Raw genomic sequence first — 22,366 nt, 5'->3', positions numbered from 1 at the left:
CATCGGCGGCGCCGACTCGTTGGCGTGGTGGGGAGATCCGGGCGAGGGAGCAATCCGCCGCCCGGCCGTCTTACGAATTTCACTCCGACGCAACACATCCGTGCGCTTCGAGAGTCACGCTGGAGTACGGAGAGGTCGGAGGGGGAAGGAGTATGAGCATGACAGCGATGACGTGGCTAGAACGGGAGTACTGGTCCCAGCCTCGCCCCGTCGTGCCCGCCTCCCGCCCGGGTGGCTCGGCGCCGGCGCTGAAGACCGTGCCGAAGACCGCACCGACACCGCGGTTCGAACGGCAGGGATCCGAACTGGTCCTCGTGGTGCCGATCTCGGCCACCGAGGCCGCGCACGGGGCTCTGATCAAGGTGCCCGCACCGGGCACGGTCGTTCGACTCCGGGTTCCCCCGGGGACGACGAGCGGCCGCCGGTTCCGGGTTCCGCGGGTGAGCGCTCCGGCGCCGGACGGATTCGGCGACCTCACGGTCGTCGTCGAGGTGTACTGACCACTCCCGTCACGCGACACAACAACGGCCCCCGCCACCGGCGGGGGCCGTTTCGTGTCTCGCGACCGCTCGGCGCTAGTTCTGCACGTCGTCCTGCACGTCGCCGGCCTTGTCCTTGGCGTCGTCCTTGGCGTCGCCGGCCTTGTCCTTGGCGTCGCCGGCCTTGTCCTTGGCGTCGTCCTTGGCGTCGCCGGCCTTGTCCTTCGCGTCACCGGCCTTGTCCTCGGCGTCGTTCTTGAGGTCGTCGGCCGTGTCGCTGATCTGCTGGCCGACGCCGGGGTTGTCGTCGTCATCGTCTCCGCACCCCGCGAGCAGGCCGGAGCCGAGGATGACAGCGGCGGCGACGGCGACGGTGCGGCGGGCGAGTGGCGACCGGGGCATAGGTACCTCCGAAAGGGCGGTTGATGTCCCCGCCGGACTGCCCCGGCCGCAACCGGTCACACCTGACTACTTCCTGAGTGCCGCCTGGTGGCGGCCCCGGGTCACTTCCCCTTGGCCAGGTCCCCGAGCAGCGTCTGCGCGGCGAGTTTGCCCGGCAGCGAGCAGACACCACCGGTCGGGTGCGTGCCCGCGCCGGAGAGGTAGAGGCCCTTGAGCGGCGTCCGGTACCGGCCGAACCCGGGGGCCGGGCGCATCGGTCCGAACCGCGTGATGAGCGGGTCGACGTGGTAGACGTTCCCGGCCGGGGCGTTGAAGCGCGCCTCCAGGTCGGGGCCGCACAGCACGGTGCGGCCGATCTCGTAGGTGTCGAGGCCGACGTAGTACTGCGACGCGTCCTTGATGACGGCCTGGCCGACCTCGTGGCGGACCTGCTCCCACGGCACGACCGGGTTCACCGGCGGGATGCCCGACCACAGCCAGAACGTGTCGCCCCCCTCGGGGGCCTGGGTCGGGTCGACCCGGCTCGGGACGATCGAGCAGTGGACCGGCATCGGCGAGTACCACTCGCCGCGGACGGTGGCGTCCCAGGCGGCGCTCTGCTCCTCGAGGGTCGCCCAGGCGACGAGGATCCCGGTCGGGTCGAGCTTGTCCTTACGCCACTGCCGGTGCTTCTCCATCGTGATCTTGCCGCTGGTCGCGACGTTGATCTTCAGCGAGGTGGCGTGGGTCTTGCGGATCGGGATGTCCTTGGCCCGGGCCTCGAGCTTGGAGCCGAACGTGCCCGGCGGGAGCAGCTTGGTCAGGGTGATGATCGGGTTGCACGTCGTCATCACACCCTCGCGGGCGCGGATCGTCTCGCCGGACTCCAGCACCACCGCGGCGACGCGGTCGCCCTCGACCTTGAGCTCGGCGACCGGCGCGGAGAGGCGGACCTCGCCGCCGTGCGCGACGAAGCAGGCGTGCAGTGCCTTCGGCAGGGCGGCCGTGCCGCCGATCGGCATCGCGTTGGCGACGCGCTGCACGATGCCGAGGTAGATCATCGCCCAGGCGGTCATGTCGAGCTTGAGTTGCGAGAAAGCCGCCATCGCCGACAGGGCGCCCTTGGGCAGCGGGGACTCGAAGGTCTCGTCGAGGAACTCGAAGTGGGACGCCCCGACGATGTGCTTGAGACCCCACATCTTGCGCAGGTGCGGGACCGCCTTCGCCGTCTCCTTCAGCAGCTCCTTGCTCAGCGGCCGCGTCGGGTGGACCTTCATGTACTCGATGACCGGACCCATCGCGTAGTACATGGCGTTCGACATCTCCAGCCACGCCCGCGCGTCCTTCGGGGAGAAGTACCGCAGCTCGTCGGCGGTCCTGCTCGCGTCCTTCCAGATCGCGAGCGAGCTGCCGTCGGGGGCGAGCTGGATGTGCGCCGGGTCGACCGGGATCTCGCGCAGCCCGTACTTGTACAGCTCCAGCTCCTCCGCGACCCCGGAGAGCCGGAAGATGCCGGTGAGCTGGATCGCGCCCTCGTTGAACAGGTGGTTCGGCGCCTCCGGGAGCGTGGCGTTCGTGGCCGTCATCCCGCCGAACTGCGGCGAGGCCTCGACGATCAGCACCCGCTTCCCGGCCTTGGCCAGGTAGCAGCCGGCGGTGAGGCCGTTGTGGCCCGCGCCGACGATGACGACGTCGTACTGCTGGGAGGACTGCAGCGGTGTGGTCATGCACACATCCTCCGCCTACCTGATTCGCAAATCAAGTTTGAAAGTTCATTCGCCTGTGGCATCGTTCGGACGTGGAGAAAGCGGAACCGAAGGCGCCGAAAGAGGGGCGCCGTGAGCGCCGCAAGACCGAGGCGCGGGAGCGGCTGCTCGCGGCGGCGCGCCAGGTGCTCGCCGAGGGCGGCGAGGCCAACCTGCGGATCGGTGACGTCACCGAACGCGCCGACATCGGGTTCGGCACTTTCTACAGCCACTTCGAGTCCAAGGAAGCCCTCGTCGAGGCCGTCCTGCTCGAGGTGATGGCCAGCGTGTCCGCGATGATCGGCACCAAGGCGCTGGAGTTCGACGACGCCGCCGAGACCGCAGCGTTCGCCTACCGCCGCTTCGTCCGCTTCGCCGCCGAGCAGCCCGAGCTCGCCGCGGTGATGACCAAACTCGAGGGCGCCGACACCAAGTTCGAGGAGTCCCTGCTCCCCTACGCGCGCAAGACCCTGGAGCGCGGGATGGAGACTGGCCGCTTCGCCATCGGGGACCTCGAACTCGCGCTGACCTCGGTCTCCGCCGCGGGCTTCGCCGCGATCAAGGGCGTCCTCGCCGGCCGCTTCGGTCCCGACGCCGACTCCGCGGGCGCCGAGATGATGCTCCGCGCCTTCGGCGTCCCCGCCGCCGAGGCGACCGAGATCGCCCACCGCCCGATGCCCGCGCTCGAACTCGACGCCTGACGCCGACCCTCGTTGCCCCGGGGCGGCTAGGTTCCTGCCGTGCCTGACGAGTCTGACTTCCGCGTCATCTGCGAGGTCGAGCCGCCCACCCGGCCGGACCTCAAGCACGTCCGCCACCAGATCGGGGTGCTCGCGCCGATCGCGGACGCGTTCCTGATCCCGGACAACCACATCGGCCGGGCGACCGTCTCGAGCATCGCCGTGGCGCACGAGGTCGAGGCGATGGGGGGCCGGTCGGTGGCGTGCGTGAACGCCCGTGACCGCAACCTGCTCGGCTTCCGCCGGGACCTGCTCACCGCGGCCGCGTACGGGGTCGACCAGTTCCTGTTCGTCCACGGTGACAAGCCGACGGCCGGCGACCGGACCAGCGAGCTCACGGTGGGCGCGATGCTGGAGGAGGCCCGCGCGACCACCGACCGCCCCGCCTTCGACGGGGTCGGCCCGTTCCGCCTCGGCGTCACCGCCGGGCTCGGGCGCCGGTTCCCGCGCTGGAAGCAGCAAGCCGACTTCGCCTTCGTCCAGGTCAGCTACTCCACCGAGGCGCTGGTGCGCTGGCGCGAGGAGAACCCCGTCGACCTGCCGGTCTACGCCGGGGTGATGGTGCTCGCGAGCACGACCATGGCCGAGCGGCTCCGGGCGTCCATCCCCGACATCCACATCCCGGCCGAGCTCGTCGAGCGCGTCCGCCGGGACCCGGCCGCCGGCGTGGAGGCCGCGTGCGAGCAGGTCCTCGCCCTCCGCGACAGCGGCGCCTACGCCGGCGTCCACCTGATCCCGGTCAGCCGCTACCGCGAGGTCGGCGCCCGCCTCGAAGCCGCGCTCTGACGGAGCCGCGGTGGACGTCCACGGGACGTCCACGAATGAGACCGGAGATGAGACCAGACCGGTCGCGACGGCGATCCTGGGCCTTCGTCGGCGGCGCGGCCTACACTCACAGATGTGACCAGCGAGCCGCACGACCTCCTCCAGCACGCCTTGGCCCTGCCCCCCTCTGAGCGGGCCGGAGTCGCGGCGGTGTTGTTGGCGAGCCTGGACGGCGAGGCGGGCGACGACCCTCAGGTCGTCGATGACGACTGGGCCTCGGAACTGGCAGCCCGTGCGCGCCGGGTCGTGGACGGCGACTCGGCCGGCACTCCCTGGCAGGACGTCCGCGACGGCCTGGCCACGCGTCTTGCCGAGCGGTGAAGCGCAGGGTCCTCTTCGAGTCGGAGGCCGCTGCCGAACTTACCGACGCGGCGCACTGGTACGACGATCAGCATCCCGGTCTCGGGTCGGCGTTCCTTGCGGCGGTCGAGGCCGCTGTCTGCGACATCGACCAGTGGCCCGATGCGGCCCCGTTGATCTCCGGCTTCCCGGTCGACCTGCCGGTGCGCCAGGCCGCGGTGCGCCGCTTCCCGTATCGGGTGGCCTATCTGGTGATCGATGACGTGATCCGCGTTCTCGCGGTCGCGCACACGCGGCGCAAGCCGCGCTACTGGACCGACCGCACCGGCTGGGGTGACGAACCGAACGCCTCCGAGTAGATCCGCCCCGGGCTGGAACGCTCCGCGACGGCGGATCCAGGCTCTGACGGGGTACGGACGGAAGGCGATCTTGGGCGTCGCAGGCAATGTGGGGCATGGCCGCGAGCACGTAGCGGGTGAGCTCACCACGAACAGGACGATGTACGCCCAGCGGATGGCCGCTTCACGCGACGACAGGCGGCGCACGGCCGGCCTGTGACCTCGGTAGCGGACGGCATGGTCGAGGCCGAATCGCCGCAGGGTTGCGTTTGTCCGGCGGCCGAGCGCCGCGACGTGATTGCGGGCAGATGAGACCGCAGCTGAGACCGGACACCAGAACGCCGGGCTCCCCTCACGGGGTCGCCCGGCGTTCGTGCTGGTGAGCTGGCGGTGGCGGTGGGATTTGAACTCTGACAGCCGGGTGTCCGCTGTTGTCCCCCTTTGGCTTACAGCTCTGTGTTTACGCAGCTCAAACGCCATTTGCTGGTCGAGGCCCCTCCGAAGCGGACCGCTGGAAACCGACGTTGCCCGTAGTTTCTGTGACCACTCGCGTGACCACTCCCGTGACCAAGGCGGTCGCAGGGCCGGGCTGACGGCGGCGGTTTGGCCGCTCGTGATACCCAAGATCGATGGGCACAACACAATGATATTGTTGTGCTGTGCTGCCGCCGTTCGATCCCGTGGGCCGGCTCCCGGACGGCGAGTACGAGGCCGACTGGCAGGAGATCGTGGAGCGCTTCGGGTGGAACGAGCGCCGACGGCGCCTGCTGGATGGGCTCGCCGAGGCGATCGATCTGTTGGTCGCCGCCGGGTGCAAGCGGGTGTGGCTCAACGGCAGCTTCGTCACCGCGAAGGACGAGCCGGCGGACTTCGATGCCTGCTGGGACACCGACGGCGTCGACCTGGAGGTGCTGGACCCGCTGCTGCTGGACCTGTCCGGCGGCCGCGTCTCGCAAAAGCAGCGCTTCGGTGGCGAGCTGTTCCCGAACGTCGTCGAAACCGGCTCTGGGTTGAGCTTCGCGGAGTTCTTCCGCAACGACCGGGACACCGGCCGGAAGGGGATCGTCGTGCTGAGGATCGGAGAGACGCCGTGATCACCAACGAGGTGCAGTACCGCGCGACCAAGGCGCACCTGGCCACGTTCGAGGAGGCCGCGGCGAACCTGGAGACCAAGAGCGCGACCGGGCATGCGGCGAAGCTGGCTCAGCTCGAACTGGACGCCGTCCGGGCCCAGGCCGACGACCTGCGCGCCGAGCTTGCCGAGTACGACCTGCTCCGCTCGGGGCAGGTCACGACCTTCGAGGCCGGTTCCCTGGCCGAGGTGGCTACCCTGCTGGTCAAGGCGCGCATCGCCCGGGGATGGACCCAGCGCCAGCTCGCCGATGCACTAGGTGTCGCCGAGCAGCAGGTCCAGCGCTACGAGTCCACCGGCTACCGGTCAGCGAGCCTGGCACGCATCTGCGACGTGGCCGACGCGTTGGGCGTGACGGTCACCGAGCGCGCGGTCCTGGGTACGAACAGCGCCGCCTGAGCCGGGGCCTGCTCCGGCGACGGCTGGTCTGCCGCGGCGGGAAGGTCGCCGAGGCCGATCCGTGCCGGGATTGATCCCCGTTACCGGGTCTGTCGGGATCGGACGAATCGGACTCTTGATCGTCTGGTCGGGTGGGTGTTTCTACCTGTTCGGGCGGGACGGGAGTGGTCGTCCGGTTGATCCGGCGCCGTGCCGGATCGGTCACGCTGAGCGCGCCGTCGCAGCGCCCGGTCTTGTGGGCCGACTGGTTCGGGTAGGCCGCGCACGGGGTGCGCCGACAGCTGGGGTGGGCATGAGCAGGCCGCGCGCTGGCGTGGGCAGGGTGCTGGGCCGGGCGGGGTGGGTGAGGTCGGGGACGTCGCTGCTTGCGTCTGACGACCCTGGGGCCAGCTCAGGTGATCACACCCAACCTTGGGGTCGTGCGGCGTGTCGGCAGCGCATGCACCGGCCGCCCGCAGGGATCCGGCCTCCCGCGAGGCCCGTGTCATCGGCGCTCGGCGTCGGGTGACGTGTCGTCAGCCCGCCGGGTCGATGCACCACCGTCGGGCGCGGACGACGTCGAGGCCGGGAAGCGGCACCAACTAGTTCCCTGGTGGCGCGGGTACGGCGGCGTCGAATGCAGGATCGTCGCGGCGGATGGTGAATAGGGCAGGGCATGTGCCGCCGTTGCGTGCGCTCTGGTCGGCGAGGTGGGCGCCCAACCACCCGACCGTGTCCAAGGACCATTCGGCGAGGGTCCCGCGGGCAGTTACCCGATGCAGCGGGGGGCCCTTCCAGAGCCAGTCGCCGAACGGCGGAGCGATCCGCGCGGTGTCAGTGGGCAGGTGCTCGTGGAGCACGAGGATCGGGGGGTCACCGATGCCGGCCTGTTCGCAGAGTCCAGCCGCCATCGTTGCCGCCCACGGCTCTTGCCCGCTGTCCAGGCTGAGGACCACGTCGGTGGCGGCGGTGGGGTCACCTCCGTGGAACCGTCCGCTGGTCAGCAGTGAGGGCTGGTTCACGGGATCCAGTCGCGGTGAGGTGTTGAGCATCTGGATCGGCAGCAGTATCTGCACGGCCTGTACGTTCAGGTGTCCTATCCGGTTCAGCGCGTCACCAGCGCACCGGAGGAAAGGCTCGGTCGGCAGCGGCCGGTCGGGGTGGACGGGGCGGATGTTCGCGTGGAACCAGGCGACCAGCGGCGGGGTGGTGGACCCGTGGGGGTGTTCGCGTCCGGCGTCGTTCAGCACCCATAGGCCGGGTGCCCCGCCCAGCGCGTGATTCGCCTGGCCCGCGGTGACGGGCACCGGGCCGCGGCCATCGAGCCATCCCATGGCCATCGAGTGGTCGATCATGCGCGCGGTCAGCGCATCGTCGGTGTCAAGGTCGGCGGGCAGCCACGGGTGCGGCGTCAGGTCGCCGTAGATCGCAGCGACCATCGCGCCGGTGGGGTGATCGGACCCGGGCAGCGCAGCTGGGTGGGGAGCCTGTTCGGTCACTCGGCGCCCTCCAGGGCGGAGCTGGTACGGGGTCTACGGCCGCACCATTCTCACCCGGCCTCGGTGTAGCTCGCGGCCGGGTGAGATCTGCGCGCGGGTCGGATCAGGAGTACACCCGGCACGGCACGTTGTTCTCGAAGTACCACTTCTCGGCGGTGTCGCCCTCGTCGATGACGTCGACGTCGACCTCGTTGCGCCAACCCGTCGTGGCGCTGTCTTCGCAGTCGCGTCGGACGGTGGTGCGTTGGCCGTAGGGGGTGTAGGTCTTCAGCGTCGAGGTGTTGCAGGCCTTCTGGTGCCAGTACCCGTTGCCGTTCGCGACGTACCACTCGTACAGGCAGGCGCGGACCTTTGCGGTCGGCTTGGTGCAGTTCCCCTTGTTCCACCATCCGTGGGCGGAGACGGCCCAGCCGGTGGCCGAGGGGTGGGGCTGGTCGATCCCGGTGTAGGGCGTGCAGGCGCTGCCGAAGAGCGCAGCCGGCTCCTCGGTCCCTGAACCGTCGGCCTTCATCCATTTTCCGGTGGTGCCCAGGTTCGGGTTGGCTGCCGGGCGAGGTTCGTTCCGGCTCTCGTCCGCGACCGTGAGCGTCTTCTCGACCTGCGCGGCAGCCGGAGCCCCGTAGAGCGCCGCGAACAGGCCGGCAAAGGCCAGCGCTCCAGCGCCAAGTCGGACGTTTCTCCTCACAACTGATCCCCCGTCTGATGTCCGCAACTGCTTGGGCGGAGCGGCATGAGCCGCTTGCCTGTGAGACGAGGGTTTGCTCGGTTCGGTTGCCTAACGAACGACTGATTCGCGGTTCGGTCGAACAGTGGATAAGGCCGCACAACGGATGATCGGCGAGGTGCGGAAGCATGTCGGGCACATGGACCCGCGACCCCATACAGGTCTTCCTACTTGAGGTGGGGGCTGGTCACCGCCGCCGATGAGGGCTCACCGACGCCACCTGTCCGGTCAAGTTCGAGAGCCCGCACGCCGAGCGTAGGCGGCTGTGTTCGGTCGAGTGATCTGGCCCCCTCCCGCCGCCCACCCCGGGCAACTCAGTGCTCGCACGCATGCGGCACGCCCAATCGCCAGTTGTCTTCTCGACGATTCTTCGTCACTCTTGATTCGCTGCTATTCCCCGCTACCAGCCATGATTATCCGTGCCTTTCCCTCTCTCGGCCGTCCAATCACGCCCGCCCAAAAATCGTCAGACATGTGCATTCTTGGAATGTACGGTTGTCCGCAACGTGGGCAGTCTGGGTGGGGTTATTCGGGTGTTGAGTTCGGCGAAGATCGGGACGTCGTCGTGGGGGTACTACACGGCCGGGGTGGCGTGCGCGGCCACGGACTACTACATCGGGGCCGGGGAGGCCCCGGGTCGCTGGTCGGGCCGCGGCGTGGCCGCGTTGGGCCTGGAGCCGGGCGCCCGGGTGAGCGAGGCGCAGCTGGAGGCTCTGTTCGCCCGGGCTCTTCATTCGGTCACCGGGCAGCGGCTCGGGCGGGCGTGGCGCCACGATGCGGTGACCGGGTTCGATTTGACGTTCTCGGCCCCGAAGAGCGTCAGTTCCCTGTGGGCACTCGGAGATCGCGCGATGGCGGGGGAGGTGCGGGCCGCGCACCGGGCGGCCGTGGATGCGGCGTTGTCCTACCTGGACACCCACGCCTCGTTCTCCCGCCGCGGGGTGGACGGGGTGAAGCAGGTCGCCACCGCGGGCCTGGCGGCGGCGTTGTTCGAGCACCGCACAAGCCGGTGCGGGGATCCACAGCTGCACACCCACGCGCTGGTGGTGAACAAGGTGTTCTGCGCCGATGGGCGGTGGCGCACCCTGGACGCGACGGAGCTGTATCACCACAAGAAGTCGGCCGGCACGGTTTATCAGGCCGCGCTGCGCAGTGAATTGCATTCCCGCCTCGGGGTTGTTTTCGATGCACCGAACGCGCACGGCCAAGCCGAAATCAGCGGGATCCCCGCGGGCTTGTTGAAATTGTGGTCGAAACGGACCGCGCAAATCGAACCCGAGGCGGCGGCCAAGATCGCCCAGTACGAGAAATCCCTCGGCCGCTCGTTGACTGCTGGCGAGCGGGTGGCGGTGACCAAGACCGCGGTGCTCAAGACCCGGCCGGGCAAGACCCACCCCGACCCGGGCACGCTGCACGAGACCTGGGCCGCCGAGGCCGAACGCGCCGGGCACCGCCCGCCCGAGGTCCTCGCCCAGGTCCGCGCGGCCGCCGTGGCCCACCCGGCCACCCAGCCCCTGGCCCCTGGGGATGCTGCAGCGCAGGCCGCTCACGCCGTGATGGGCGCCGTGATGGACGCGGTGACCGTCGACGCGGTCGCGGCGGCCGCCGGGGCGCGGTCCACGTTCTCCCGCGCCGATGTCGTCGCCCAGGTCGCGGCCCGTCTCCCGGTCGATGCCCGCGGCGCCGACGCGGTGCTGTCCGCGGTCGAGACCCTGACCGATCAGGCCCTCGGTTTGGACGCGGCCGTGCCGGTCGGTCGCCGGTCGCAGGGGGTGACGCCGCGGGCCTCGGATGCGCGGTGGGCCGGCGCGGACGTGCTCGCATCCGAGGAACGGATCCTGGACCTGGCCCGCCGCGGCCGCGCGGGCGGGTACGGCCGCGTCCACGACGCGGCCGTCGCCGCGGCGCTCACCACCGCCGCCGCCGGCACAGCGTCCCATGCTGGGCACCCTGCCGGCCCCGGTGCTGGATTGGACGCTGGGCAGCGGGCGGCCGTGCAGGCCCTGACCGTCGGTGGGGATTTCCTGTCGGTGCTGACCGCCCCGGCCGGGGCGGGCAAGACCGCCACGCTAGGGGCGGCGGCGCGGGCCTGGGCGGCCGCCGGGTACCGGGTGATCGGGCTCGCCCCCTCCGCCCGGGCTGCCGCGGAACTGGCCGCGGCCACCGGCGGGGTCGCGGACACGCTGGCGAAGTGGCGGGTCAACCACCAGCGGCGGGCGATCCTGACCGGGGACCTGCGGGAGCGCACTGTGCTCAACCCTACGAGCGTGGTGATCCTGGACGAGGCCTCGATGGCCAGCACCGTCGACCTGGACGAACTCATCTCCGCCGCGGCGGTCGGGGCGGCCAAGGTCGTGCTGGTGGGTGACCCGGCCCAGATCGGGGTGATCAACGGCCCCGGCGGGATGCTCGCCGCCCTCGCCCGCGCGGGCCACGGGCACGAACTCGGCACCGTGCACCGCTTCCACCACAAGTGGGAAGCCACCGCCTCCCTCGCCCTCCGCGCCGGGGACCCCACCGCACTGAGGACGTACCGGGATCAACAGCGGCTTCACCCCTGCCCGGACGCCGACACCGCCCTCACCGCTGTGCACGACCACTGGGTCCGCGAACGCGGGACGCGACCGCCAGCCGAGCGCGGCGCCGAGCAAGCAGTCGAGCAAGCATCCGACCAACCCGTCGGGACGGGAGCGCTCGCCGGACAACCGGGCGCACAAACAGGGGATCCGACCGACGAGCACGCAGGTGGACATTCCTCGCCGGACACGTCCACGACCCCGGCGCGGGAGGTGTTGATGATGGCCCGCACCCGCGCCGACGTCGACGCCCTGAACGCGCTGGCCCGGGCCACGGCCCAAGCCGGTGGGGAAGTCCACGGCCCCGCGGTGCGGATCGGGGAGCGGGACTGGCAGACCGGCGACGTGCTGCGGACCCGCCGCAACGACCGCACCCTGCCCGTCACCGGCGACCACGACCACGACCGACCCCAGGCCCGGGGGCATGTCCGCAACGGCGACCGCTGGCGTGTCCTGCACACCGACGACGCGGGGTTGCTAGTCGAGCACCTCGACCGGGGTGGGCGGGCGTTCCTCCCGGCCGCCTATGTGGCCGCGCACGCCGAGTACGGGTGGGCCACCACCATCACCGCCGCCCAGGGCGCCACCGTCGACGTCGGCCTGGTGCTGGTGAGGCCCGGGATCGACCGCGAACACCTCTACGTCGCGCTGACCCGCGGCCGGCAGGCCAACCACGCCTACATCACCCCCGACCCCACCACGGACCCCGAACACCACGGGCCCGGTCACGTCCCTGGTCACGGGCCGGGTCGTGGTCTGTCGCCGGTCGCCGTCGGCGCGCGGGAGGCCCGCCTCGAGCAGCGGGCGCACGAGGTGCTGGCCACCGCGCTGGCCCGCACCGGCGGGCAGGACGCCGCCAGCGTTGTCCGGGATCGGGCCCGCGAGCTGGCCCTGCGCGAGCAGTACGCCCGGTTCGCCGAGGCCGACCGCCGCGCCGAGCAGCCGGTGACCTCGGCCGAGCACGCCGCCCGCGCCGACCTGCTCGCCCACAAGCAGACCCAGCGCGAGGAACTCGCCCGCGCGCAGCAGCGGCAGCGCCACGTCCTGGACGAGGCCCGGGACGAACTGGCCCGCACCCCGGCCTGGCGCCGCGGCCGCCAGCGCACCCTGACCGAGACCATCACCACCGGCCGGGCCGCGGTGAACCAGACCTGGTCGGACTGGGGCACCCTGGACCGCGAAATCAGCGTCCTATCCCGCCGGGTCGAGGCCGATACCCGTCAACGCAACATCGACAACCAGGCCCGCGCCATCGCCGCCCGCCGAGCCAGCCGCGACCGACCCGACGGCTCCCTCACCGCAGCCCCGAGCGAGGAATGGCGCGAAGCCATGCGCGAAGCACTTCGGGAAACCACGCGCCGCGAACCCGGCACCCGAACCCGACGGGCCAGCGAACTCCAGGACGCCTCCGCCCGCCGCCACCGCGACCGCGGACTTGGCTGGGACCACGGCCCCACCCGCGGCGACGGCCCCGGCGTCGGCAGGTAGCGGGATCGGCGGTGAGCTGACGGGGTTATCCAGCTCCCTGGATAACAGGTCGGCAACTACCGGCCAGGCCGAGAATCGGTGACCGTGGACGGGCACGGAGCTGCTCGGATCGCCACGGGCGCCAAAGGAGAGTGACGGACAATCAGGCTGCCGTGTGGGCAAGGGTCCGGACAACCGGAGGACCACCGATGGCAAGGATCCTGACAACCCACCCGCGCTCGCGGGCAAGCATCCGGGCAATCGCTACTCGGCACCCTGCCTATCTGAAGCATCCCGGCCAAGGCCGGTACTGACCCCGACTGCAGAGGACCAACCATGCCCGCCATCCCGCACCCCCGACCCGAGCAGGACCCGATCCCCGGGGGCCTGCTCAGCGTCCCCCAGGCCGCTGAACGGCTCGGCACGCCTGTGCGTTTCGTCCGCCGACTCATCGCCGAACGCCGCATCCGCTTCTACAAGGTCGGCCGCTACGTCCGCTTCGACGCCGGCGATCTCGACGCCTTCGTCGCCGCCGGCCGCGTCGACCCCGACGACCACTCGCCCGGCTGATCCCGTCGGCAACCAGTCGTACCCTGCCTCATCACCGCAAGCACGGGCCCTGCAGGCAGACCGCGACCGTGGCCCGTCATCCAGCGGAGGGAGATATCCATGCCGACGTCTGGCGTCGGCCGGCGCGGCAGCGTCCGCCAGTCGGCCAACGGAACCTGGTACCTCGTCGTCGACATCGGTGCCGGTGCCGAGCGCAAACAGACCCGCCGGCGGGGCTTCGCGACGCAGAAGGCCGCGCAGGCCGAGCTCACCCGCATCCTGGGCTCGCTCGAACAGCGGACCTATGTCTCCCCGAACCGCCAAACGCTGGCCGAGTTCCTGCAGCAGACCTGGCTGCCGACGGTCGAGCACACGGTGAAGCCAGGGACGTTCGAGTCCTATCGCCGCAACGTGCGGCTGCACATCGCCGGCCGCCCGATTGGCCGGGTCCCGCTCCAGGAGGTCGACCCGACCCAGCTCAACGCCCTCTACGGCGCGCTGCTCTCCGGGGACGACGAGCACCGGGCACTCAGCCCGCGCTCGGTCGCCTACGTCGCGGCGATCCTGCACCGAGCCTTCCGCGACGCCGTGCGCTGGCAGGCGGTCGTCCGCAATCCCGCCGACGCGGCCGACCCGCCGCGCACCGTCCGCCGCAACGATCTCCCGACCTGGACCGCCGCCCAGCTCCGCACCTTCCTCGACTCGGTGGATGAGGACCCCCTGCGGGTGTGCTGGTGGCTACTGGCCACCACGGGCATGCGACGCGGGGAGGTCCTCGGCTTGCGGTGGAGCGATCTCGACCTGGACGCGGGCACGCTGCGCGTAGTCCGCACGCTCATCACCACCGACGTGCAGCGCAGAGGATCGCCGGGCATGGCCTGGGGCACCCCCAAGACCGCGAAGGGCCGTCGAACGGTGGCGCTGGACCCGGCCACCGTCGCCGCCGTCCGCGTGCACCGCACCCGCCAGCTGGAGGAGCGATTGCGATTCGGCGCGGGCTACGACGACCAGGATCTGGTGGTGTGCGCGGCGGACGGCACGCCGATCCACCCCAAGACGATCAGCTACCAGTTCGGCAAAGCAGCCCGTGCTGCCGGCCTTCCGCGCATTCGCCTTCATGACCTCAGGCATACTCACGCGACCCTGGCCCTCAAGGCGGGCGTGCACCCGCGCATCGTCCAGGAGCGGCTGGGGCATGCCAACGTGTCGATCACCCTCGACACCTACTCGCATGTCGATCTCGACATGCAGGCCGCTGCGGCGGCCCGGGTGGCGGCCCTCATCGTGCCCGCTGCGGCCCCTGCGTTGCCGCAGATGCCCTGAGTTTCTGTGACCACTTTCGTGACCAGAACGCCGATTTAACGACTCCGGCGACGTCCCACAAGGCTCTCACCTGCGGAAACGTCGCCGGGGTTGGCGGTGGCGGTGGGATTTGAACCCACGGATGCTTGCACATCACACGCTTTCGAGGCGTGCTCCTTCGGCCGCTCGGACACGCCACCGCCGGAGACGATATCAAGCGGTGGGTCAGGCCGGACGACGTCGTCCGGGACGGCGCAGGGGAGTGCCCGCGCGGTCGAGCATCGTCATGCCCGCGAAGAACGTTGCCGCCCCCACGGCGCCGATCCCGAGCATGTACCACCACAGGTTCCCGCCGGCCGTGTAGACGCTCGGGCCGTACCACTCGAGCTCCTGGACGAAGATCACCATGACGATGTTCGCCAGCAGCTGCCAGACCAGCAGCGCGAGCACGGTGGCGGCCACGATGGCGGCCGCGACGGAGAGCAGCACCCCGCCGATCCCGGCCAGCAGGACCGCGGTCCAGGGCCGCTTCTTCCGTGGGGCGGGTGACTCTTCCGCCGGCGGTGGTCCCCAGCCGCTCACGAGACGTCCTTCATGTCGGCAGTCTTTCGACCGGTGCCCGGCCCCGACAAGCGTTGTCCGGCGAAGAACTCCGACAGCACGGCGGCGCACTCGGCGTCGAGGACGCCGGTGACGACCTCGGGCCGGTGGTTGAGCCGGCGGTCGCGCAGGACGTCCCAGAGCGACTCCACGGCCCCGGCCTTCGCGTCGGTCGCGCCGTAGACGACGCGCGTCACCCGCGACAGTCCGATCGCGCCGGCGCACATCGTGCACGGCTCGAGCGTGACGACGAGGGTGCAGCCGTCGAGGCGCCACTCGCCCCGGGCCGCCGCGGCCTCGCGCAGGGCGAGGACCTCCGCGTGGGCGGTCGGGTCGCCGTCGGCCTCGCGCCGGTTCCGGCCGCGCCCGATCACGGTGCCGTCGGCGTCGAGCACGACGGCACCGACGGGGATGTCGCCGGTCGCCACCGCCGCACGGGCCTCCGCGAGCGCGTCGCGCATCGCGGGCTCCCAGGCGGCCCGCACCACGTTCAGCGCACGGACTCCAGTGCCTCGCCGGCCCCGGCCGCCTCCGCCAACGCGGTCAGGATCTCCGACGGGAGCATGCCTTCCTTCGCGCAGAGGGAGAGCAGCGTCTCGCCGTCGGTGCCGAGGTCGGTGAGCAGCTCGGTGTCGCCGACCGGACCGGCGTCGAGGTCCTCGGGCTCGTCGTCCGCGTCGTCGTCGTCGGCGCTCTCCTCGGGCTCGACGTCGAGCTCTTCGACCGCGAGCGCGGTCCCGCTGCCCCCCGCGGCCTCGAGCAGCATCTCGGCGTAGGCCGAGTGGCCGACGGCGTCGCTGTCGGAGACGAAGACCCGCGGGTCCTCCTCCCCGTCGACGCGGACGACCGCGAACCAGGCGTCCTCCTGCTCGAAGAAGAGCAGCGAGGTCGACTCCGGATCGGCGTCCCCCGACGACTCACGCATCGCGTCGGCGAGGTCGGTCAGGTCATCGATCTCGTCGAGATCGATCTCGTTGGCGTCCCACCCGTCCTCGGTACGGGTCAGCACGGCGGCGAAGTACCCCACGTTCTCGCTCCCCAGCAAGCGTCAATCGGCCAGCGCGGCATTCAGTGCACGACGGTACGGCTCCGCGAAGCCGAGTCGCGCGGCGATGCTGTCGAGCATCTCATCCGGATACAGGTCGAGGTCGTCGCACAACGCGCCGAGCTCCATGGCCGACAGCCCCAGATCGGCGAAGATCTGGAGATTCCCGGCCGGCTGCACCCGTTCGTCCTCGTCGGGTCCGGGCAACGGAAGGTCGAGCGCCTCGAGGACCTCGCCGGCGACCGGCGACTCACCGGCCGCTGTGACGTCCGACAACAACAGGGAGACGTCCGGGCCCTGGACCCGCACCGCGACGAAGAAGTCGTCCTCGATCGAGACGAACCCGATCGCGTCCCCGTCGGCCGCCTGACGCTGCGTCGCCTCGACGAGCGAGTCGAGGTCCTGGCCGGCCGAGGCAGGCAACGCGGTGGCCTGCCAGCGGTCGTCCTCGCGATAGACGACCACCGCGAAATCAGTCGCTTCGCTCGGCATAACCGACTCCTGACCCGACGGGTGATCCTGATCCTGACAGATCCGAGCCCCGCCGGGCAGGGGCGCAAACCTCCGGCCGCCGTGAGAGCCTGCGGCCATGTCGGATTCCCCGGGCTCGGCGGGCGCCCTGCGCGCCCACGTGGTGGACCACCCGCTGGTCGCGCACAAGCTCACGGCGCTCCGCGACGCCGCGACCCCGGCCCCCACGTTCCGGCTGCTGTGCGACGAACTCGTGACCCTGCTGGCGTACGAGGCGACCCGGGACGTGCGGGTCGAACCGGTCACGGTGCAGACACCGCTCGCGCCCGCGGCCGGGGTTCGCCTGGCGGCGCCGAAGCCGCTCGTGGTGCCGATCCTGCGGGCCGGGCTCGGCATGCTCGACGGGATGATGCGGCTCCTCCCGACCGCCGAGGTCGGGTTCCTCGGCCTGGTCCGCGACGAGCGGACGCTCCTGGCGAGCACCTACGCCGAGCGGTTGCCCACCGACCTGTCCGGCCGGCAGTGCTATGTGCTGGACCCGATGCTGGCGACCGGCGGCACGCTCGTCATGGCGGCGCAGTACCTCCTGGAGCGCGGGGCCGAGTCGGTGTGCGCCCTGTGCCTGCTGGCCGCCCCTGAGGGCCTGGCGCACGTCGAGGAGGCGCTCGGATCTGACGTGAAGTCAGTCTCGGTCGTGGTCGCCGGCCTCGACGAACGGCTCAACGACGTCGGCTACATCGTCCCCGGGCTGGGCGACGCGGGCGACCGCCTGTTCGGTCTCGCGGAGTAGTTCGAGCGCGTCGCCGAGCAGCACGTTCGCGCGCGCCAGGACCGGATTCGCGACCCCGGCGAACCCGGGCCCGGCCGAGCGCAGCAGCGCGACGACCCGGCGCGCCCGTCCCACCGGGAACACCGGCATGCCGAGGTCCGGGTTCACCACGTCGTTGGCACCGACGAGCAGGGCGACGTCGACTCCGTCGAAGTCGGCGCGGGCGAGCTCGACTCCGTCGAGGTCCCGCAGGTCCGACCACGGAACTCCGGCGGCGTCGAGGAGGACGTTGAGCTGTCCCGGCATCCGACCCGCGACCGGGTGCAGCGCGATCTCGACCGCCGTCCCGCGCCGGCGCAGCGTCCCCGCGAGGTGCGCGAGGGCGTGCTGCGCCTGTGCGACCGCGAGCCCGTAGCCGGGGACGAGGACGACTCGGCGGGCGCGGGCGAGCGCGGCCGCGACAGCGTCGACGGCGGCATCCGTACTCACGCCAGCAGCTCCGCGGCCGGGCCCCGGATCACGCCGGCGTGGGTGACGCAGCAGGCGGCGAGGATCTCGTCGGTGAGGTCGGGGGAGCGCACGCCCTCGGGCCCGAGGTGCTCGAGCAGGGCGACGACGTTCGCGGCGTAGAGACGGCTCGCGGCCTCCGGCAGCTGACTCGGCACGTCCGCCCCGCCCCAGAGGAGGACGCCGTCACCGACGACCTGCTCCACCCCGGGCCGGACGCCCTCGACGTTCCCGCCGGACTCGGCCGCGAGGTCGACGACGACCGAACCGGGCCGCATCGCCGCGACCATCGCCCGGGTGACGAGGACGGGGGCGGGGTGGCCGGGGACCGCCGCGGTCGTGATCACGGCGTCGGCGGCGGCGACGTGCGGGGTGAGGAGGTCGGCCTGCCGGGCGGCCCGGTCGGGGTCCATCACCCGGGCGTACCCGGCGGCGCCGGTCAGCGGCGGCAGCCCGAGGTCGAGGAACTCCGCCCCGAGGCTGCCCACCTCCGCCGGCGCCGAGGCCCGCACGTCGTAGGCCGCGACCTCCGCCCCGAGCCGGCGGGCGGTCGCGATCGCCTGGAGGCCCGCCACCCCGGCGCCGAGGACGAGCACCCGCGCCGGGGGCAGCGTCCCGGCCGCGGTGACGAAGCCGGGGAAGAAGCGGGGCAGTCGCTCGGCGGCCACCAGGACTCCCCGATACCCGGTGACCAGGGCCTGGGAGGTGAGCGCGTCCATCGGCTGGGCCGCGGAGGTACGCGGCAGCAGGTCCAGCGAGAGCGCAGTGATGCCGCGGTCGCGCAGCAGCTCGACCAGCGCGCGCTCCTCGCGCACGGGAAGGAAGGAGATGGTGAGCGCGCCGGGGGCGAGCCGGCGGACGTCGTCCGGCCGTGGCGGCCTCACCGAGAGCAGAACGTCGGCACCCGGGACGGGGTCCGGCGTCACCCGAACGGCGGCGTTTGTGTACGCGAGGTCGGGAGATGATCTTGCCAGGCCGGCCCCGGCTGCGACCGCGACCCTGAAGCCCCGCGCTCGCAGCCGGCCGGCCAATTCCGGGACCAGGGCCACCCGTCGCTCACCCGGGCGGGACTCGGCCACCACAGCAACCGACGAGGGGCTGGACACGTGCCGACGCTAGCTCCCCGACGGTGCGCCACGCGGACAGACCGTGTTACTCGTGTGGTCATTGTGACATGTGAGGTCTTGTCGTAGTGTGCCCCGTGTACGCTCGGACCAAGATCATCCGCGTCCATCGATCGCTGGGGGAAAGACGTGTCGGCGTTGCGTAAGCATCCAGTCGTCGCGTTCGCGCTGCTGGTCTTCATCCTGGTGGCGCTGACACAGCAGCCCGCGCGGTCCGCCGAGGCCGTCGGGAACGCCTGGGACGGGATCTCGGGCGGCACGACCTCGTTCGTCGACAGCTTCTTCACGTTCACCGAGAACCTCGGCAGCAGCTGACGGCGTCCGCCATGACGGCCACCGTCGCCCCGCCCCGGACGCCCGGGACGTACCTCGTCGGCAAGTACCTGCTGCCCGCGGAGCGGGTGGTCATCGTGCAGCGCCGCCACTACGCGGCGATGGCGACGCCCCTGGCGGTCTTCTTCGGGGGGTTCGCCGCGGCGCTGTTCCTCGACATCGCCCTGCCGACCTCGGCCGCGGGCGCCCGGGACCTGATCTGGCTGGCCTGGTCCGGCACCTGCTTCTACCTGGCCTGGGCGCTGCTCGACTGGTGGTTCTACCGGTTCGTCATCACCAACAAGCGGGTGATGCTCGTCCACGGCATCATCCTGCGGCAGGTCGACATGATGCCGATGGGCAAGGTCACCGACATGCGCTACGAGCGCTCGGTGCCCGGCCGGCTGCTCGGCTACGGCGCCTTCATCATGGAGTCCGCCGGTAAGGACCAGGCCCTGTCCCGGGTGCCGTTCATCTCCCAGCCCGACTGGCTGTACCGGGAGATCTGCGCGATGTTGTTCACCCCGGACCTGATCGCCGTCGCCCCGGCCGACGAGGACGACGGCTCCGGTGCGGGCCCCGGCGCCTACCGCGTCTCGTGGGCCGGCTTCGGCCCCGAGGACGAGGACCCGGACGCCGAAGCGCGCTGACGGCGGCCCCGGAGGGCCCCGCCCGGTCCGGGCGCATCGGACGAAGCCGAACCTTCTTTGCCTAACGCACCGTAATCTCCCTCGGATTCGGTGCTCCCCGACCGTCACCGCCGCGTGGTCCTGGTCACATGAGTCACTTGACTCACAGTTACCACAACAGGCACGCCCGTACTGGGACGGAACGGGCACGTCACAGTTTTTCGCGTTTCCCTGCGCCATTCGGGGGGGAAGGTGCACGATCAGTAATGCCCGGTCGAACGGCCTAGGGAGGGGTCGTCCGATCGACTGAGGGTGGGGTTCTGATTACTTGTCGTAATCGCTGATGGCCGAACGGACTCTGGTCGTTTCCGGAGACTTTGAACGGTCATCTCCGTTGGCTGGGTGGAAGGCCCTTTTGGGCGCAGCTACTCTCCAACAGACCGATCGCCTCACTTGCACCGTTAATCCCTTTTATCCCTATCGACACAAGGGGCTGACGGGGCGGGGAGGCACCCCTCCGCTCACCCGAGCGGAAGGAACTGGGGAGGAACGCACGATGGACGCGAAGAGCAGGCAGATGCGCCTCGCTTCGCGCTCGCACGCGTGCGGGCCGACCCGAGCGGTCGTCTCCGGCGCAACCTCGGTTGCGGCGGGGAATCGCTCGACTCGTCCTACTCCGGCCGGCCGCCAGACTCCGGTGGCTCGGTGGGAGGCCGCGGGGGGCGCGGTAGGGATCGTCGCTGCAGGGGGTTTCGGCAGCGATCGGGCCAGGGGCGCGGGTCCACAGGACCTCAACTCCTGGCGGAGGAGAGCACAGATCGGTGTTCACGGGTTGTCCGGGCGTGCCGGGCGGCGGGAACGGTACGGGTTGGTGCAAATCCGAACCAACCTCAGTAACGCTCCCACCCCTGAATGCGAATGTATGTCCATGTATGGAATCGAGGGACGGGTTGTTCCGGGCGCCATCGCGGTGGCCGGCTACTCGGTCTCATCGGCTGTCCGGGCCGCTCACGCGGCGGCCGGGAAGGTCGGTGAACCCGCCCGAGGTGTGATGGGCGGTCTTCTCCAGCCGACGACCCCGTCGGTTGAGCCCCCGGTGTCGTCATTGAACGGGTCCGCCAGGACCCCGACGACGACGGCACCTGCCCCGATCGGCGTTCTGACAACGGGAGTGTCGCCCCGCGTCAGCGCGGCAGGAGCCGCGGTCGGCGCCGAGCCGGCAGGACGGTAGCCCCCTGGGCTGACCGTCCGAACGGCCACCAGGCCGGTCGGTCCTGCACACGGGGCAGGGCCGGAAGAGCAATACCGCACCACACCTGACCCTGATAACGACCCAACGTGAACTCGAAGGAGGGGCTTCAATGCGAGCCTCGAAGAAGGTCAAGGGAGCCGTGCTCCTTTCCGCGGGTGCCGCCCTCGTGCTTGGCGCCCCCACCGTCCACGCCGATTCCAAGGCGGACGGCAACAACGGCCTGGTCTCCGGCCTCAACCTGCTCAACGACGTTCAGCTGAACGTTCCGGTCACCGTCGGTGGCGCGGGCGTCCTCGGCGTCGGCGAGGGCAAGAACACCGTGAAGACCACGAACGAGGGCAGTGGCTCGGGCTCCGGCTCCAGCGGCAAGTCCTCCGCCGACGACAACAGCGGCCTGGTCTCGGGCGCCAACGTCGGCAACAACCTCCAGGCCAACGTGCCGGTCACCGTCTGCGGCGTGGGCGCCCTGCTCGCCCGTGGCGAGGGTGACTGCGAGGTTCGCTCCTCGAACAGCGGCGGCGGCGGGGGCACCTCCTCGGCCGACGACAACGAGGGCCTGGTTGCCGGCGCGAACGCGCTGAACAACGCGCAGCTGAACGTCCCCGTGACGGTCTGCGGCCTGGGCGTCCTCGGCAACGCCGACTGCGAGGCCGACGTCCGTGCGGCGAACTCCGGCAGCGGCGACAGCGACGACGACGACAGCGACCTGCTCGGCTCGAGCGGCGACAGCAGCTCGGACGGGAACAGCGGTCTGGTCTCCGGCCTGAACCTGCTGAACGGCCTGGACGCCAACGTTCCGGTCACCGTCTGCGGCCTGGCCGTCCTCGGCGACGCGGACGCGACCTGCGAGGTCGAGGCGACCAACACCAACGGCGACGGTGACGTTCTCGGCGTGAGCACGGACCGTCCCTCCGCCGTCCGCGGCGCGACCCTCCCGCACACCGGTGCGGCCGGCCTCGCGCTCATCCCGTTCGGCATGGCCCTCGTGGCCGGTGGCGTCGCCCTGCGTCGCCGCGTCGGCTCGGAGAGCTGACACCGACGGAACAAGCTCAGATCCGCTCACGCCGGGAACACTCTTCCCGGGCGGGCACCCCCCCGGCCTGTCCGGGAAGACCTGGCAGAGGTGGATCTGATGTGAGGCACCGGAAGCGGTGACCCTGGGCCCGGGCCCGGAGACGGCGGAAACGCCCGATCCGGGCTCCGGGTCGTTAAGGGCCCGGAC

At 71.1% G+C, this 22,366-nt stretch carries 24 protein-coding genes and 1 tRNA gene; 14 read left to right on the top strand and 11 right to left on the bottom strand.

Features of this window, described 5'->3' with window-relative positions:
- Nucleotides 1–158: 158 nt before the first annotated feature.
- Nucleotides 159–500: a DnaJ C-terminal domain-containing protein gene (locus ABD401_RS22640; RefSeq protein WP_344609044.1), complete on the top strand. Its 342-nt coding sequence runs from the start codon at nt 159–161 to the stop codon at nt 498–500.
- Between the two features lie 75 nt (nt 501–575).
- Here ABD401_RS22640 and ABD401_RS22635 read toward each other — a convergent pair whose 3' ends face one another.
- Nucleotides 576–881 (bottom strand): hypothetical protein, encoded by a 306-nt coding sequence (locus ABD401_RS22635; RefSeq protein WP_344609042.1) that lies wholly within the window; start codon nt 879–881, stop codon nt 576–578.
- A 101-nt stretch (nt 882–982) separates the two neighbouring features.
- Nucleotides 983–2,587 carry a phytoene desaturase family protein gene (locus ABD401_RS22630; protein ID WP_344609040.1) on the bottom strand — a complete coding sequence of 535 codons (1,605 nt, stop codon included), beginning with the start codon at nt 2,585–2,587 and terminating at the stop codon, nt 983–985.
- Nucleotides 2,588–2,658: 71 nt separating this feature from the next.
- Here ABD401_RS22630 and ABD401_RS22625 point away from each other — a divergent pair, with 71 nt between their 5' ends.
- The 6 genes from ABD401_RS22625 (at nt 2,659) to ABD401_RS22600 (ending at nt 6,339) form a co-directional block, all read left to right on the top strand.
- Nucleotides 2,659–3,306 (top strand): TetR/AcrR family transcriptional regulator, encoded by a 648-nt coding sequence (locus ABD401_RS22625; protein WP_344609038.1) that lies wholly within the window; start codon nt 2,659–2,661, stop codon nt 3,304–3,306.
- Between the two features lie 39 nt (nt 3,307–3,345).
- Complete coding sequence (locus ABD401_RS22620; RefSeq protein ID WP_344609036.1) at nt 3,346–4,131, top strand: methylenetetrahydrofolate reductase; 786 nt, start codon at nt 3,346–3,348, stop codon at nt 4,129–4,131.
- A gap of 114 nt (nt 4,132–4,245) precedes the next feature.
- Nucleotides 4,246–4,491, top strand: a complete 246-nt coding sequence (locus ABD401_RS22615; RefSeq protein WP_344609034.1) for an addiction module protein — start codon at nt 4,246–4,248, stop codon at nt 4,489–4,491.
- The gene (locus ABD401_RS22610; RefSeq protein ID WP_344609032.1) at nt 4,488–4,829 is read left to right on the top strand and encodes a type II toxin-antitoxin system RelE/ParE family toxin; all 342 of its coding nucleotides are present in this window, start codon (nt 4,488–4,490) and stop codon (nt 4,827–4,829) included. The genes ABD401_RS22615 and ABD401_RS22610 overlap by 4 nt, the downstream gene beginning before the upstream one ends.
- Nucleotides 4,830–5,467: 638 nt before the next feature.
- Nucleotides 5,468–5,902, top strand: coding sequence for a DUF6932 family protein (locus ABD401_RS22605; protein WP_344609030.1), 435 nt, complete (start codon nt 5,468–5,470; stop codon nt 5,900–5,902).
- Nucleotides 5,899–6,339, top strand: a complete 441-nt coding sequence (locus tag ABD401_RS22600) for a helix-turn-helix domain-containing protein (protein WP_344609028.1) — start codon at nt 5,899–5,901, stop codon at nt 6,337–6,339. Before ABD401_RS22605 ends, ABD401_RS22600 begins: the two co-directional genes overlap by 4 nt.
- A 581-nt stretch (nt 6,340–6,920) precedes the next feature.
- Here the strand turns inward: ABD401_RS22600 and ABD401_RS22595 are convergent.
- Both ABD401_RS22595 and ABD401_RS22590 read right to left on the bottom strand, forming a co-directional pair.
- On the bottom strand, nt 6,921–7,817 hold the full coding sequence (locus tag ABD401_RS22595; RefSeq protein WP_344609026.1) for a hypothetical protein: 897 nt from the start codon (nt 7,815–7,817) through the stop codon (nt 6,921–6,923).
- Between the two features lie 103 nt (nt 7,818–7,920).
- The gene (locus tag ABD401_RS22590) at nt 7,921–8,502 is read right to left on the bottom strand and encodes a hypothetical protein (protein ID WP_344609024.1); all 582 of its coding nucleotides are present in this window, start codon (nt 8,500–8,502) and stop codon (nt 7,921–7,923) included.
- Nucleotides 8,503–9,074: 572 nt separating this feature from the next.
- Here ABD401_RS22590 and mobF point away from each other — a divergent pair.
- The 3 genes from mobF to ABD401_RS22575 all read left to right on the top strand — a co-directional run bounded on the left by mobF (nt 9,075) and on the right by ABD401_RS22575 (nt 14,456).
- Nucleotides 9,075–12,605, top strand: coding sequence for a MobF family relaxase (gene mobF, locus ABD401_RS22585; RefSeq protein ID WP_344609022.1), 3,531 nt, complete (start codon nt 9,075–9,077; stop codon nt 12,603–12,605).
- Nucleotides 12,606–12,920: 315 nt separating this feature from the next.
- Entirely contained in the window at nt 12,921–13,154 is a 234-nt protein-coding gene (locus ABD401_RS22580) for a helix-turn-helix domain-containing protein (protein ID WP_344609020.1), read from the top strand.
- A 99-nt stretch (nt 13,155–13,253) separates the two neighbouring features.
- Nucleotides 13,254–14,456: a tyrosine-type recombinase/integrase gene (locus tag ABD401_RS22575; protein ID WP_344609018.1), complete on the top strand. Its 1,203-nt coding sequence runs from the start codon at nt 13,254–13,256 to the stop codon at nt 14,454–14,456.
- Between the two features lie 91 nt (nt 14,457–14,547).
- Here ABD401_RS22575 and ABD401_RS22570 read toward each other — a convergent pair.
- From ABD401_RS22570 to ABD401_RS22550, 5 genes are all read right to left on the bottom strand, one after another.
- Nucleotides 14,548–14,635: transfer RNA gene (locus tag ABD401_RS22570), tRNA-Ser, on the bottom strand.
- 25 nt (nt 14,636–14,660) lie between these two features.
- Entirely contained in the window at nt 14,661–15,017 is a 357-nt protein-coding gene (locus ABD401_RS22565) for a hypothetical protein (protein ID WP_344609016.1), read from the bottom strand.
- The gene (tadA, locus tag ABD401_RS22560) at nt 15,014–15,496 is read right to left on the bottom strand and encodes a tRNA adenosine(34) deaminase TadA (RefSeq protein WP_344609014.1); all 483 of its coding nucleotides are present in this window, start codon (nt 15,494–15,496) and stop codon (nt 15,014–15,016) included. The genes ABD401_RS22565 and tadA overlap by 4 nt, the downstream gene beginning before the upstream one ends.
- Before the next feature lie 29 nt (nt 15,497–15,525).
- Nucleotides 15,526–16,062, bottom strand: a complete 537-nt coding sequence (locus ABD401_RS22555) for a tRNA adenosine deaminase-associated protein (protein ID WP_344609012.1) — start codon at nt 16,060–16,062, stop codon at nt 15,526–15,528.
- Nucleotides 16,063–16,083: 21 nt separating this feature from the next.
- Nucleotides 16,084–16,572 carry a tRNA adenosine deaminase-associated protein gene (locus ABD401_RS22550; RefSeq protein ID WP_344609010.1) on the bottom strand — a complete coding sequence of 163 codons (489 nt, stop codon included), beginning with the start codon at nt 16,570–16,572 and terminating at the stop codon, nt 16,084–16,086.
- A gap of 127 nt (nt 16,573–16,699) precedes the next feature.
- On the opposite strand from ABD401_RS22550, the gene upp reads away from it, so the two are divergent.
- Nucleotides 16,700–17,341: a uracil phosphoribosyltransferase gene (upp, locus tag ABD401_RS22545; protein WP_344609222.1), complete on the top strand. Its 642-nt coding sequence runs from the start codon at nt 16,700–16,702 to the stop codon at nt 17,339–17,341.
- Here the strand turns inward: upp and ABD401_RS22540 are convergent.
- Together ABD401_RS22540 and ABD401_RS22535 are read right to left on the bottom strand one after the other, a co-directional pair.
- The gene (locus ABD401_RS22540) at nt 17,234–17,809 is read right to left on the bottom strand and encodes an NAD(P)(+) transhydrogenase (Re/Si-specific) subunit beta (protein WP_344609008.1); all 576 of its coding nucleotides are present in this window, start codon (nt 17,807–17,809) and stop codon (nt 17,234–17,236) included. The two genes, upp and ABD401_RS22540, sit on opposite strands and share 108 nt — an antisense overlap.
- A complete protein-coding gene (locus ABD401_RS22535; RefSeq protein ID WP_344609006.1) occupies nt 17,806–18,933 on the bottom strand; it encodes an NAD(P) transhydrogenase subunit alpha in 1,128 nt (375 codons plus the stop codon). The genes ABD401_RS22540 and ABD401_RS22535 overlap by 4 nt, the downstream gene beginning before the upstream one ends.
- Before the next feature lie 156 nt (nt 18,934–19,089).
- Here ABD401_RS22535 and ABD401_RS22530 point away from each other — a divergent pair, with 156 nt between their 5' ends.
- The 3 genes from ABD401_RS22530 to ABD401_RS22520 all read left to right on the top strand — a co-directional run bounded on the left by ABD401_RS22530 (nt 19,090) and on the right by ABD401_RS22520 (nt 22,177).
- On the top strand, nt 19,090–19,266 hold the full coding sequence (locus tag ABD401_RS22530; protein ID WP_344609004.1) for a hypothetical protein: 177 nt from the start codon (nt 19,090–19,092) through the stop codon (nt 19,264–19,266).
- Between the two features lie 11 nt (nt 19,267–19,277).
- Nucleotides 19,278–19,913, top strand: coding sequence for a PH domain-containing protein (locus ABD401_RS22525; RefSeq protein WP_344609002.1), 636 nt, complete (start codon nt 19,278–19,280; stop codon nt 19,911–19,913).
- Between the two features lie 1,340 nt (nt 19,914–21,253).
- On the top strand, nt 21,254–22,177 hold the full coding sequence (locus ABD401_RS22520) for a hypothetical protein (protein ID WP_344609000.1): 924 nt from the start codon (nt 21,254–21,256) through the stop codon (nt 22,175–22,177).
- Nucleotides 22,178–22,366: the final 189 nt, after the last annotated feature.

The organism is Sporichthya brevicatena (assembly GCF_039525035.1).
GTDB lineage: Bacteria > Actinomycetota > Actinomycetes > Sporichthyales > Sporichthyaceae > Sporichthya > Sporichthya brevicatena.
The sequence above is the reverse complement of the archived record's forward strand: the minus strand, read 5'-3'. Positions and strand labels throughout refer to the sequence as shown.

What these genes read in the sequence shown, in the direction of transcription:
- ABD401_RS22640 (WP_344609044.1), top strand. Translation starts at nt 159, where the DNA reads ATGACAGCGATGACGTGGCTAGAACGGGAGTACTGGTCCCAGCCTCGC.
- ABD401_RS22635 (WP_344609042.1), bottom strand. Translation starts at nt 881, where the DNA reads ATGCCCCGGTCGCCACTCGCCCGCCGCACCGTCGCCGTCGCCGCCGCT.
- ABD401_RS22630 (WP_344609040.1), bottom strand. Translation starts at nt 2,587, where the DNA reads ATGACCACACCGCTGCAGTCCTCCCAGCAGTACGACGTCGTCATCGTC.
- ABD401_RS22580 (WP_344609020.1), top strand. Translation starts at nt 12,921, where the DNA reads ATGCCCGCCATCCCGCACCCCCGACCCGAGCAGGACCCGATCCCCGGG.
- ABD401_RS22575 (WP_344609018.1), top strand. Translation starts at nt 13,254, where the DNA reads ATGCCGACGTCTGGCGTCGGCCGGCGCGGCAGCGTCCGCCAGTCGGCC.
- tadA (WP_344609014.1), bottom strand. Translation starts at nt 15,496, where the DNA reads ATGCGCGACGCGCTCGCGGAGGCCCGTGCGGCGGTGGCGACCGGCGAC.
- ABD401_RS22550 (WP_344609010.1), bottom strand. Translation starts at nt 16,572, where the DNA reads ATGCCGAGCGAAGCGACTGATTTCGCGGTGGTCGTCTATCGCGAGGAC.
- ABD401_RS22525 (WP_344609002.1), top strand. Translation starts at nt 19,278, where the DNA reads ATGACGGCCACCGTCGCCCCGCCCCGGACGCCCGGGACGTACCTCGTC.
- ABD401_RS22520 (WP_344609000.1), top strand. Translation starts at nt 21,254, where the DNA reads ATGCGAGCCTCGAAGAAGGTCAAGGGAGCCGTGCTCCTTTCCGCGGGT.